Here is a 12,114-nt window from a genome sequence, read left to right as displayed (position 1 = left end):
GACCGGACGTTCCCGCACCTCCCACGTGCGGGTGAACCGTCTCCCCCGCGCGGGGGAGAGCGCTCAGCCCGTGAGGGTGAGGACCAGCTCGTCGATCTCCGCCCCGCGCGCGTTCGCGAACCCGCGCTCGTGTCCCGTGACGGCGAAACCGCACTTCTCCAGCACCCGGACCGACCCGGCGTTGTCCGCGGCCGCGCGCGCGAACAGGGGCCGCTCCGGCACGAGGTCGAGCACGACGCGCAGCGCGGCGGTGGCCACGCCCCGGCCCCAGTGGGCGCGGTCGATCCAGTACGTCACCTGGAGGTCGCCCGGCTCTCCGTACACGCAGACGCTGCCCGCCACCTCGCCGTCGGCGAGCACGGTCCGTACGACGTACTCGGCGATGTTGCGCTTCCAGTGCGCGTCGAACCTCGTCCGGTCCACGGGGTCCGCCGGGCCGAACGCCGCCATGCGCTTCGCCTCGGGGTCCTGGAAGTGGGCGAAGAACAGACCGAGGTCGTCCGGCAGGACCTCGCGCAGCGTCACGTCAGGGGCGAGTGCCATGTCAGAGCCTCCGGGTGGCGAGCGTCAGCCGGTCCCGCGCGTCGAACAGGGCGTCCTTGACCATCTGTTCGTGCGCCGGGGTGAGCCGGGCGACCGGCACCGAGCAGCTGATGGCGTCGCGCGCCGGGGTCCGGTAGGGGATCGCGACACCGAAGCAGCGCAGACCCAGTGTGTTCTCCTCGCGGTCCACGGCGTAGCCCTGTTCGCGGACGAGGTGCAGCTCGTCGATCAGCTTCTCGCGGTCGGTGATCGTGTGCTCGGTCAGCGCCGGCAGTGTCTCCGGCAGGAGCTTGCGCACCTGCTCGTCGGTGTGCGTCGCGAGCAGCGCCTTGCCGAGGGACGTCGAGTGCGCGGGCAGCCGGCGGCCGACGCGCGTGAAGGGGCGCAGGTAGTGCTGGGACTGGCGGGTCGCGAGGTACACGACGTTCGTACCGTCGAGACGGGCCAGGTGAATCGTCTCGGTCGTGTCGTCGGAGAGCCGGTCGAGGGTGGGGCGGGCGGAGGCCACCACCTCGTCGCCGTCGATGTACGACGTGCCGACGAGCAGAGCGCGTACGCCGATGCCGTACCGCGTGCCCGTCGCGTCCGTCTCCACCCAGCCGAGCTCGACGAGCGTGCGCAGCAGCATGTAGAGGCTGGACTTGGGGTAACCGACGGCCTCCTGGACGGCGGCGAGGGAGTGCATGCCGGGGCGGCCGGCGAAGAATTCGAGCAACTCCACGGTCCGCACCGCCGATTTGACCTGCGCACCGCCCGTATCGGCAGTTGACATTGAGCCTCGCCCCTTCTTGACCACTCTTGACCGCTCAGAACGTCCGTTAATAGAGTCCCAGCATATTCAGTATCAGGAACTCTGTTCAGAATATCGAACAGCTGGAAGGACGCCACGGTGGCAGCTACACCAGTCTGGAGTGTCGACCCCCGAACGGGGAAGCCGCGTGAGCAGGTCGCGGTCGAGGCGACCCCGGCGGAGGTGGACCGCGCGGTACGGGCCGCGCACGCCGCTCGCTCCGCCCTCGCGGACCGCACGGTACGGGCCGCCCTCCTCCGTACCGCCGCCCAGCTCCTCGACGAGGCCGCGGGGCACGTCGTCGAGGCGGCCGACGCCGAGACCGCGCTCGGCCCGACGCGGCTGACCGGCGAGCTCGCCCGTACGACGGCCCAGCTCAGGGCTTTCGCGGACGTTGTCGACGAGGGCGCCTTCCTGGACATCAGGATCGACCACGAAGACGGCACGAAGACCCCGCCATGGCCCGACATGCGCCGCTACAAGATCCCGCTGGGCGTCGTCGCGGTCTATGCCGCCAGCAACTTCCCGCTCGCCTTCTCGGTGCCCGGCGGTGACACCGCGAGCGCGCTCGCGGCGGGCTGCCCGGTCGTCGTCAAGGCGCACCCCGACCACCCGGCCACCTCGGAGCTGTGCGTTTCCGTACTGCGCAGGGCGGCGGCCCAAGTGGGCCTGCCCGAGGACGTGGTGATCCTCCTCCACGGCTTCGACGCCGGCATCGAGCTGGTGCGCCACCCGCTGGTCGCGGCCGCCGGCTTCACCGGTTCGGTACGCGGCGGCCGGGCGCTCTTCGACGCGGCGGCGGCGCGGCCCGCGCCCATCCCCTTCCACGGTGAACTGGGCTCCCTCAACCCGGTCGTGATCACCCCGGCGGCCGCCGAGGAGCGGGCCGAGCAGATCGGGGCCGGGCTCGCGGGCTCCATGACCCTGGGCGCGGGGCAGTTCTGCACGAAGCCCGGGTTCGTACTGGCACCCCAGGGGCCCTCCGGCGACCGCCTGCTGAAGTCCCTGACCGCCGCCCTCAGCGACACCGATCCCGGCGTCATGCTGGACCACCGCATGCGGGACGCGTTCGTGGAGGGGGTACGCGAACGGGCCGGCCTCCCGGACACCGAGGCCCCGGTGACCCCGGGCGCCGGTGGGGACCACACGGTCAGCGCGGGCTTCCTGACCGTACCGGCGCGGCTGCTGGCCGCACAGGGGGCGCACGACCTGCTCCTGGAGGAGTGCTTCGGCCCCGTCACGGTGGTCGCGCGCTACGGGGACCCGGCGGAGATCGGCGCGGTGCTCTCCCGGCTCCCGGGCAACCTCACCGCCACGCTCCAGCTCTCCACCGAGGAGCTGGCGGGGGACGGGGACACCGGGGCGCGGCTGCTCGCCGAACTCACGCCGCTCGCGGGGCGGGTGCTGGTGAACGGGTGGCCGACGGGTGTGGCGGTCGCGCCCGCCCAGCACCACGGCGGTCCGTACCCCGCGACGACGTCGACGTCCACGTCGGTGGGGGCGACGGCGGTCGAGCGGTGGCTGCGCCCGGTCACCTACCAGTCGACGCCACAGGCGCTGCTGCCGGTCGAACTGCGGGACGACAACCCGGCGGGGCTGCCGCGCCGGGTGAACGACCGGCAGGAGTAGGGCGCCGGCAGGAGTAGGGCGCCGGCAGGAGTAGGGCGGGGCGCACGAGGGCGCCCCGCCCCTCCGCTCCCCGAGAGTTCCATGAGAGCCCCCTGACAGGGCCGGGAATGAGTCGCTCCGGCAAGCTGTTGAGACAGGAGCGGAGGCACCCTCCGTCCTCCCCACACGGCCCCTGGCCTGGAGTGAAGAAGCACATGCGCGTCGAGATCTGGAGCGACATCGCCTGCCCGTGAATGAACGGAACCACAGCTTGGCGCGGGGGTGTTGACCAGCGGCAACGAACATGAGGAAGCCCCGCCGATGCGCCATGGGGCAGCGCACAGACGGGGCCGGACCCAGCCCTACAGGGCCGCACTCAACCTCTCGCACACCTCGGCGCTGGTAGGCCGGTCAGCGGGCGAATGGCTGAGCATGCGGGGGATGAGACCGCCCAGCACTCCGGGCACGTCCACGGGTCGGTGAGAGCCCGCCACGATGGCTCGCCGCTGAACCTCCCGGGACGCGTCGTCCGGGTAAGCCACATGCCGCCAACCCGTCGCGCTGATGAACAGTGCCGCCCCCAGCGCGTACACGTCCGCTTCCTGTGTCGGCGTCGCCGCTCCCGACTCCAACACGCTGGCCGAGATTTCCGGCGCTTCGTAGTGGACGAGACAGCCCCGGTACGGGAAGTCATAGGCGCGGGGAATTCGTCCTCCGCTGGACAGCGCAAGGTCGATCAGGAACGCGCCGCCCAGCTCACCCAGGAGGAAATGCGCGGGCTGCACATCCCCGTGCACCCACCCCATTCCGTGCAGTCCCGACAGGGCCACAGCGCAGGAAAGGGCCTCTCCGAGGTTCGGCTCAGCCTCCCCGCCCCGACAGGGTGCCCACCGGTCATAGAGGCTGTCGCCACGCCGCCACGGCTGAGCACCCCATGTGCCGTGCTCCCACTCCCCGCTGAAGATCCGCTCATGGGTGAGCTGTCGCAGAACGGCGGCTTCACGGGCAGGGGCAAGCGCGGTCCATGCGTGCGTCCGGCTCGGGTAGCCGACTTTCACCGCGTAGGGACCGGCCTCGGTTTTGACCTTCCACACTGACGACCCGCGCCGGTTGATGACCAGTTCGGCGGGGCCCGGATTGAGGAGTTGCAGCGCACCGTCCGGCGGGCTGTACGGGCCATCGAAATTCATGCTTCACCTTCCAACAGCGGGACCGGTCCCCGTAGTGGAGAACCGGCCCCACCCATCACCTGTCCGACTCAGCCGGCCGTCAGACGGCCCGGTAGTCCCGCCCGCAGTCAGAGTCGCACTGCGCCGCGTTCTCGCCGTTCACGGTCCACAGCGCATCCAGCACCACGAACCCGTTGGCCTTGATCGCGTGCGCCGTCGCCTGCACCTCGGCGAGCACTCGGCCACCGCCACCGGGGGGCGGGTTGTGCTCCAGGAACCGGCCCGCGTGCGTCTCGCAGAACTCGCGGTAGTCGGCGGTGTGCAGGATGAACGCGTGCAGCGCGCCGTCCACGTCGTCACTCGGGACCATCTTCACCGTGGCCGTGCCGACCGTGGCGAGGAACGCGAGGGCCTGATCGGTCGCGCGCTCCGCCTTCTGCTGGTTGTAACCGAAGTGGGTCACGGTGAACTCGGCGATGCTGTCGAACAGGTCCGAGCTGACCAGCGCGCGGCCTGTCCGAAGGTCGTTCGCGGTTGCCGTCATGGCTGTGCCTCCTTGTGGTGGATGAGCTGTTCCGCAGCGCGTAGAACGAGGACGGGAGCCGCACGCCATATGGCCGCCTCCCACTCCCGGGCCTCCCGCTCCGCGAAGATCCGCACCAATCCGGCGTCGATCTCCGTGCGCTGTTCCGGGGTGAACCTGAGGAGCCCTCTCACATCCGCTCCCTTATCCGCTGGCTCGTGTTGGCGGTGACTACAGCGGCGCTCAGGGCGTCTGACTGGTAGGCGGCTTTCAGGCTGTCCGGGTCGGCCTCCCACTCCTGGCCACCGTTCAGCGGGCGGAGTTGGTAGCGCGGTCCCACGTGGCCCATGACGCGGCCCACGCGGCCAGTGGAGACGTCCAGCGCCGTTTCCCCCGCCTCCCGGTCCCGGGGGTGCTCACGTGCGCTCTCAGGGCTGCTCATGGCTGCACCTCTCGTGCTCGTTCGGCTGCTCACAGAAGGCAACCGCGTGACCGCAGGGGAGGGGTACCGTTGCGACAGCGCCAGGACTTAAGAGCTTTAAGCGTCTTGAACGCGTGGGGAGTTGATGACCGGTGGCCAGTCCCAACGAATCACTTGCCCGACTGCACCGGGAAACCGGCTGGACGCTGCGCCAGTTCGCCCAAGAGGTCAACAAGCTGGGCACCGAGCGGGGGACGCCTCTCAAATACCGCGAACCCTCAGTGCATCAGTGGCTCAACGGGCACATGCCGAAAGAGGCCGTCCGCCCGCTGATCCTGGAAGCGTTGGCCCGGAAGCTCGGCAGCCCCATCACGCACAGCGAAGCGGGATTCCCGTGCCCTCCCGCCGAAGAGTCCAGCGCGCTCCCCAGTACGGTGGAAGGGCTGCTAGACCTGGGGAGGCAAGATATGGACCCGTCGCGCCGGAGCGTGCTCGGAGTAGGTCTGTTCTCTGTCGCCCTCACCGTGCCCAATTGGCCGGACGTGGTCGGCCGAACGGAAGCCGTCCAAAGGGGCGAGGCTCAGCGCATCGGAATGTCCGATGTTCAATCGGTCATCGCCATGACCGAACGCCTCTCAGACATTGACGACCAATTCGGCGGACGGACAGCACGGCCGATGGCTGCCGCCTACTTGGTCAACACGGTGGCCCCCTATCTGCGCGCTGACGCTCCGGACGATGTCCGTAAGGCGATGATGGCCGCCGCGTCGGATCTCTCATACCTCACGGGTTACATGGCCGTGGACGAGGGCGTACACGGAATGGCACAGTGCTACTACCTGAAAGCGCTTGAACTCGCCGGGGCATCCGAGGATCACCTCACGTTCTGTACCACTCTCCGGGGTATGAGCGTTCAGGCCGTGGACCTCGGGCAAGGGGCCGAAGCATTGCGCCTCGCTGACGCTGCCGCCGCCACTTCCCCGCAGGCCGGGCCCCGAATGCGCGCTTTCCTCGCCGGACAGCAGGCGCACGCAGCCGCGCAGCAGGGAAACAAGCGCATGGCCCTACAGTGCATCCGGGAGGCTGAGACGGCCATGGAAAAGGCCGAGTCGCAGTCGAAGACTTTCGGGTCTTACAACCCTTCCTCGCTGGCGTACCACGTCGGGCAAGTGCGGTACCAACTTGGGGATATGGCGGGTTCCGTCGAATCACTCAAGGAATCGAAGCGACTGCGACCCAGCACGTTTCGACGGACAAGCATTCGCTATCTGTCCATGCTGGCCGAACGGCAACTAGAGGTCGGCCACTTGGAGTCGGCGTGCGAGACGTGGCGGAATGTGCTGGAGATATACCCACTCGTGCAGTCTGGGCAGTGCGACCGCAGCATCACCGCAATGCACAGCCGCATCCGCCCCTACTTGAAGAACCCCACAGCGCGGGACCTGCACGAACGCGCACGGCTGGTGACGCCCCCGAACTTGATCCCCGCCTAGGAATCAAAGGGGCCTGAAACCTTTGGCGCGTCTGGCCTGCACCCGCCCGTCGGCTCAGGTTTCAGCCCGCTCACGCCTTCGGTTCACAGGGCGTGCCCACGCAAGGGTCTGACGATCCGCCATATATGAGCGCGGTTCGGGTTGACCGGCTTGTCTAGCTGGCCAACCTGGGAACTTTCCTAGGTTGCAACTGATACGACCGATCGATGGAGGATGAGTCATCATGGCACGCACGTTGGGCGATACCGAGTAAGCACAGGGTTTTCGGTTCGAGTGGTCCGACCGACGGCGGGACAACGGGGCACTTTGCGGTGGTTCTTCCGGGATGACCCGGAGGACGACCCGAACGGAACCCAGCGGCTTTGGATCACCGAGTATTCCGACTCGGGACGGGGAACCCCAGAACGAGGAGGTGCTGGCGATGGAGCAGCAGGTCGCCTCCCACGCGCACGCCGAAGGGCTCGCCTATCTGGCCGAGGGCCGTGACCACGGCAACACCTTCGACATCCACCGGCTGCTGCACCTCGCCCGGGCCCGCGGCCGGCACAACGGGCTGCTCGATCTCGCCTACCGCGCCAACTTCGCCGAGGAGCGGTCGGTCTTCGACGCCCGGGTCCTGCTCGACCTGGCCGTCGAGGCCGGGCTCGACCCCGACGAGGCGCGTGCCGTCCTCGAGGACGAGAGCGCGTACGCCGACGAGGTGCGCGGCGACGAGCGCGAGGCCGCCGAGCTGGGGCGAGCGGAGTGCCGTTCTTCGTGCTGGACCGGCGTTACGGGATCTCCGGCGGCCAGCCCGCCGAGGTCTTCACCCAGGCGCTGGAGCAGGCCTGGGAGAGCCGCGCCGGCACGCCCCTGGCCACCATCGGCGCGGGCGGCGAGACGTGCGACGCCACAGGGGCGTGCGACGTATAAGCGTCACTTGGAGTCAGGCGGCAAAGATACGCAATGGACGGGGAGTTGGCGGCGTAGCAGAGTAGGGCCATGAAGCCTTTGACTCTCACCGAGGTCGTGGCCGCCGAGTTCGCGCCGGAGACGACCTACCTGAACACCTCGTCCTGCGGCCTGTCGCCCCGTCGCACGGTCGCGGCCGTGAAGGCCGCGGCCGAGCAGAACGCCACCGGACGCGACACGTTCGACTTCGGCCCGGTGGCCGCCGCACGGGCCTCCTTCGCCCGTATCGTCGGTGTCCCCGAAGAGCGCGTCGCCGTGGGTACCGCGGTGTCCGTCCACGTCGGCCTGATCGCGGCCTCCCTGCCCGCCGGGGCCGAAGTCCTGTGCCCCGAGGGAGACTTCTCCTCGGTGATCAACCCCTTCGCGGTCCGCGGCGACCTCAAGATGCGGTACGTGCCGCTGGAGGAGCTGGCCGAGTCCGTGCGTCCCGAGACCTCGCTGGTGGCCTGCTCGGCGGTGCAGTCCGCCGACGGACGTACCGCCGATCTGCCGGCGGTACGGGCGGCAGCCGCCGCGCACGGCGCCCGTACGCTCGTCGACGCGACCCAGGCGGCGGGCTGGTTCCCGTTCGACGCCGGGCTCTTCGACTACACGGTCACCGGAAGCTACAAGTACCTGCTGGCGCCCCGCGGCACGTCGTTCCTCACCGTCACCGAAGAGGCGCAGGAGTCCCTCACCCCGATCCACGCCGGGTGGCTGGCGGGCGAGGACGTCTGGGGCAGCACCTACGGCCCGGTCGGCCAACTGGCGCGCAGTGCGCGCCGGTTCGACGAGCCGCCGCCCTTCGTCGCGTACGCCGGGGCCGAGCACTCCCTCGCGCTCCTGGAGGAGATCGGCATCGAGAACGTGCGCGAGCACGACCTCGCGCTCGCCGCGCGCTACCGCGAAGGGCTCGTGTCGCTCGGCCACACGCCGATCCCCGGCGACTCCGTGGTGGTCTCCGTCCCGGGCCTCGCGCACCGGGTCGACGCGCTCGCCGCGGCGGACATCGCCGTGTCCGTCCGGGCGGGCAACCTGCGCGCGTCGTTCCACCTCTACAACACCATCGCCGACGTGGACCGGACGCTGGACGTGCTCGCGGGCTGAGCACGCCGCCGGGCGGGCCCGGTTCGCACCAAGCCCGCCCGGCGATCACGTGCGTCCGTACGCGGCCCTCACCTCACCGGCGTGAAGTCCCTCGCGCCGATGAACTCGGGACGGCGTACGGGGGCGGCGAACGGCTCGACCGCCGTGTTCTCCACGCTGTTGAAGACGATGAAGACGTTGCTGCGCGCGTACGGCGTGATGTTGTCGCCCGAGCCGTGCATCGCGTTGCAGTCGAACCAGGTCGCCGAGCCGGCCTTGCCCGTGAAGAGACGGATGCCGTGGCGGTCCGCCATGCGCGTCAGCACCTCGTCCGACGGGATGCCGGCGTCCTGCATCTGCAGCGACCGCTTGTAGTTGTCCTTGGGCGTCTCTCCCGCGCAGCCCAGGAACTCCTTGTGCGACCCCGGCATGATCATCAGGCCGCCGTTGGTGTCGTAGTTCTCGGTCAGCGCGATCGAGACGGACACGGTCCGCATGTTCGGCAGCCCGTCCTCGGCGTGCCACGTCTCGAAGTCGGAGTGCCAGTAGAAGCCCGACGCCCCGAAGCCCGGCTTGACGTTGATCCGCGACTGGTGGACGTACACGTCCGAGCCGAGGATCTGACGGGCCCTGCCGACGACCCGCGGGTCCCGCACGAGCCGCGCGAAGAGCTCACTGATGCGGTGCACCTCGAAGACCGACCGTACGTCCTGCGACTTCGGCTCGATGATCGAGCGCTCGTCCGCGCGCACCCCCGGGTCGCTGACCAGCCGGTCCAGCTCCGCCCGGTAGAGCGACACCTCTTCCGGGGTGATGAGCTGGTCGACGGTGAGGAACCCGTCCCGCTCGAAGCCCATGAGTTCGGCGGGCTCGATCGGACCCGGCGCGCCGGGCGCGGACCAGACGACCGGGTCCTGGCGGGGGGTGGTCACCTCGGCGGCGCCGCGCGTCGGGTACAGGTCGGCGCGGGGGGTCCGGGTCTGTGCGGTCAGTACGTCGGTCATGGTTCAGACCTCCTCGGTCAGCAGCGGGTAGACACCGTTCTCGTCGTGGTCCTCCCGTCCGGTGACGGGAGGGTTGAAGACGCATACGCAGCGGAAGTCGGTCTTGGGGCGCATGGTGTGGCGCTCGTGGCCGTCCAGCAGGTACATCGTGCCCGGCGTGATCCAGTGGGTCTCGCCGGTCTCGTCATTGGTGAGCTCGGCCTCCCCCTCCGTGCAGAGCACGGCCTCGATGTGGTTCGCGTACCACATCGACGTCTCCGTACCCGCGTACAGCACGGTCTCGTGGAGCGAGAAGCCGACCTTCTCCTTGGCGAGCACGATGCGCTTGCTCTCCCAGGTTCCGGAAGCGGCCTTCACGTGGCGGTCGGTTCCCTCTATGTCCTTGAACGATCGGACGATCACGGTGAGTCGAGCCCTTCTGTGGTGCGTGGTACTGCCTCGAACACGCGGGGTGTTCAGGGCGTCTGGCGTACGGACGCCGGGAGTCGCGGCGTCGGGAGGTGGGACCTCAGGCGGTCTCGCGGACCGAGCGGGCCAGGATGCTCAGCCCCTCGTCCAGCTCATCGGGGGAGATGGTGAGCGCCGGCAGCAGTTTCACGACCTCGCTCTCCGGGCCCGAGGTCTCCAGCAGCATGCCGAGCTCGAAGGCGCGGCGGCAGACGGCGGTGGCGCGCGTCTTGTCGGCGAACTCCATGCCCCAGACCAGGCCGCGGCCCCGGAAGCTCACGCCGGCCTCGGCGTTCTCGTCGGCTATGGACAGCAGGGCGCGCTCGACCTGCTCGCCGCGGGCCAGCGTCTGCTTCTCCATCTGGCCGTCGGCCCAGTACGTGTTGAGCGTGGCCGTGGCGGTGACGAAGGCCGGGTTGTTGCCCCGGAAGGTGCCGTTGTGCTCGCCCGGCTCCCAGACGTCCAGTTCCGGCTTGAACAGGCACAGCGACATGGGCATGCCGTAGCCGCTGATGGACTTCGACAGGGTGACGATGTCCGGCGTGATGCCGGCCTCCTCGAAGGAGAAGAAGCCGCCCGTACGGCCGCAGCCCATCTGGATGTCGTCGACGATCAGGAGCATGTCCTGGCGGTGGCACAGGTCCTGGAGCGCGCGCAGCCACTCGGCGCGGGCGACGTTGATGCCGCCCTCGCCCTGGACCGTCTCGACGATCACGGCGGCGGGCTTGTTGAGGCCCGAACCCTGGTCGTCGAGCAGCCGCTCGAACCACAGGAAGTCCTCGACCTGGCCGTCGAAGTAGTTGTCGAACGGCATCGGCGTACCGTGCACGAGCGGGATGCCGGCGCCGGCCCGCTTGAACGCGTTGCCGGTGACGGCGAGCGAGCCGAGCGACATGCCGTGGAAGGCGTTGGTGAAGGACACCACCGACTCGCGGCCCTTGACCTTGCGGGCCAGCTTCAGCGCGGCCTCCACGGCGTTGGTGCCGGTCGGGCCCGGGAACATCACCTTGTACGGCAGGTCGCGCGGCCGCAGGATCACGTTCTCGAAGGTCTCCAGGAACGCGCGCTTGGCGGTCGTCGCCATGTCCAGGCCGTGCGTGATGCCGTCGCGCTCGATGTAGTCGATGAGCGCCCGTTTCAGCACCGGGTTGTTGTGGCCGTAGTTGAGTGACCCGGCGCCGGCGAAGAAGTCGAGGTAGGTGTGGCCGTCCTCGTCGTGCAGGTGGCTGCCCTGCGCGCGGTCGAACACGGCGGGCCAGCCGCGGCAGTAGCTGCGTACCTCGGATTCCAGGGTCTCGAAGACGCTCAGGGCGGGAGGGGTGATGGTCACGGCGGTCTCCTGGGAGAGAGGGGGGAAGCGTGGGGAAGGGGGGAGGGCTGCTCAGGAAGCGATGGGGCCGATGCGGTACAGCACCTCGGGCAGGTGGGTTCCCTCGGGGAACAGCCCGCCGTCGAAGAGCACTTCGCGCTCAAGACCCGCTCCGCGCCGCTCGGCGTACGCGGTGAACAGCCGGTTGGAAGCGGTGTTGTCCGGGGTCACGGTCGTCTCGATCGTGGTCACGCCCCGGGCGGCGGCCTTCTCGGTCAGCGCCTCCAGGAGCGTGCCGGCCAGCCCGCGGCCGCGGTGGTCGTGGTCGACGGCGACCTGCCACACGACGAGGGTCTCGGGGCGCTCGGGGCGTATGTAGCCGGTGATGAAGGCGATCGGCTCACCCCCGGGGCTGTCTCTGGCCACCACGGACGTCGCCGCGAAGTCGCGGCACCACAGCAGATAGCTGTACGAGGAGTTGAGGTCCAGGGCCTGGGAGTCGCGGGCGATGCGCCAGATCGCGGCTCCGTCCTCCACTCGCGGAGCTTCGATCTGCAGGAATTCGCTTCGGGCACTTGCAAGGTCTGCTGGTGCGGCGGTCATGCGGAGGGAATTTACCGAGCAAATTCAAAAAGTGCATCGTCGGAAGGGGTTGGCCGAGCGCCAGATCTGTGTTATCGCGCGAGACCGTTCTTCACGCGAGCAGACAGCAAATGTGGGCGATTTGACCGTAAATAACCGGGCAAATCGCCTCCGTTGTGGGGTCTGTCACACCGTCGAAACCGAGCCGA

13 protein-coding genes and 1 pseudogene are annotated in these 12,114 nt (G+C 69.2%); 4 read left to right on the top strand and 10 right to left on the bottom strand.

Translation table 11 applies throughout. The features are described 5' to 3' along the window. Positions 1-63 precede the first annotated feature (63 nt). On the bottom strand, positions 64-543 hold the full coding sequence (locus tag IE185_RS00470) for a GNAT family N-acetyltransferase (RefSeq protein ID WP_138896020.1): 480 nt from the start codon (positions 541-543) through the stop codon (positions 64-66). 1 nt (position 544) lies between these two features. Beyond that, on the bottom strand, positions 545-1,315 hold the full coding sequence (locus IE185_RS00465; RefSeq protein ID WP_138896021.1) for an IclR family transcriptional regulator: 771 nt from the start codon (positions 1,313-1,315) through the stop codon (positions 545-547). Positions 1,316-1,432: 117 nt separating this feature from the next. Here IE185_RS00465 and IE185_RS00460 point away from each other — a divergent pair, with 117 nt between their 5' ends. Beyond that, positions 1,433-2,962, top strand: a complete 1,530-nt coding sequence (locus tag IE185_RS00460) for an aldehyde dehydrogenase (NADP(+)) (RefSeq protein ID WP_189714375.1) — start codon at positions 1,433-1,435, stop codon at positions 2,960-2,962. A gap of 341 nt (positions 2,963-3,303) precedes the next feature. Here IE185_RS00460 and IE185_RS00455 read toward each other — a convergent pair whose 3' ends face one another. From IE185_RS00455 to IE185_RS00440, 4 genes are all read right to left on the bottom strand, one after another. After that, complete coding sequence (locus IE185_RS00455; protein ID WP_138896023.1) at positions 3,304-4,131, bottom strand: protein kinase family protein; 828 nt, start codon at positions 4,129-4,131, stop codon at positions 3,304-3,306. Positions 4,132-4,210: 79 nt separating this feature from the next. Further along, complete coding sequence (locus IE185_RS00450) at positions 4,211-4,654, bottom strand: UCP032817 domain-containing protein (protein WP_138896024.1); 444 nt, start codon at positions 4,652-4,654, stop codon at positions 4,211-4,213. Further along, the gene (locus tag IE185_RS00445) at positions 4,651-4,827 is read right to left on the bottom strand and encodes a hypothetical protein (RefSeq protein WP_170198317.1); all 177 of its coding nucleotides are present in this window, start codon (positions 4,825-4,827) and stop codon (positions 4,651-4,653) included. Before IE185_RS00445 ends, IE185_RS00450 begins: the two co-directional genes overlap by 4 nt. Then, positions 4,824-5,075, bottom strand: coding sequence for a hypothetical protein (locus tag IE185_RS00440; protein WP_138896025.1), 252 nt, complete (start codon positions 5,073-5,075; stop codon positions 4,824-4,826). The genes IE185_RS00445 and IE185_RS00440 overlap by 4 nt, the downstream gene beginning before the upstream one ends. Positions 5,076-5,206: 131 nt before the next feature. Between IE185_RS00440 and IE185_RS00435 the strand changes: the two genes are divergently transcribed. The 3 genes and pseudogenes from IE185_RS00435 to IE185_RS00425 all read left to right on the top strand — a co-directional run bounded on the left by IE185_RS00435 (position 5,207) and on the right by IE185_RS00425 (position 8,584). Further along, a complete protein-coding gene (locus IE185_RS00435) occupies positions 5,207-6,547 on the top strand; it encodes a tetratricopeptide repeat protein (RefSeq protein ID WP_138896026.1) in 1,341 nt (446 codons plus the stop codon). A gap of 406 nt (positions 6,548-6,953) precedes the next feature. Beyond that, positions 6,954-7,459: pseudogene (locus IE185_RS00430) on the top strand (DsbA family oxidoreductase); the annotation flags it as partial. A gap of 69 nt (positions 7,460-7,528) precedes the next feature. Then, positions 7,529-8,584 (top strand): aminotransferase class V-fold PLP-dependent enzyme, encoded by a 1,056-nt coding sequence (locus tag IE185_RS00425; RefSeq protein WP_189714373.1) that lies wholly within the window; start codon positions 7,529-7,531, stop codon positions 8,582-8,584. Between the two features lie 68 nt (positions 8,585-8,652). On the opposite strand, the gene thpD is transcribed toward IE185_RS00425, so the two are convergent. The 4 genes from thpD to ectA form a co-directional block, all read right to left on the bottom strand. Then, positions 8,653-9,567, bottom strand: coding sequence for an ectoine hydroxylase (thpD, locus tag IE185_RS00420; protein ID WP_138896028.1), 915 nt, complete (start codon positions 9,565-9,567; stop codon positions 8,653-8,655). A 3-nt stretch (positions 9,568-9,570) separates the two neighbouring features. Further along, complete coding sequence (locus IE185_RS00415; RefSeq protein WP_069929355.1) at positions 9,571-9,969, bottom strand: ectoine synthase; 399 nt, start codon at positions 9,967-9,969, stop codon at positions 9,571-9,573. A gap of 106 nt (positions 9,970-10,075) precedes the next feature. Then, entirely contained in the window at positions 10,076-11,344 is a 1,269-nt protein-coding gene (gene ectB / locus IE185_RS00410; RefSeq protein ID WP_138908304.1) for a diaminobutyrate--2-oxoglutarate transaminase, read from the bottom strand. 51 nt (positions 11,345-11,395) lie between these two features. Further along, positions 11,396-11,926: a diaminobutyrate acetyltransferase gene (gene ectA / locus IE185_RS00405; protein WP_138898554.1), complete on the bottom strand. Its 531-nt coding sequence runs from the start codon at positions 11,924-11,926 to the stop codon at positions 11,396-11,398. Between the last annotated feature and the right edge of the window lie 188 nt (positions 11,927-12,114).

The sequence above is a fragment of the Streptomyces chryseus genome, assembly GCF_014650755.1.
Lineage (GTDB): Bacteria > Actinomycetota > Actinomycetes > Streptomycetales > Streptomycetaceae > Streptomyces > Streptomyces chryseus.
This window is presented reverse-complemented; position numbering and strand designations above follow the sequence as displayed.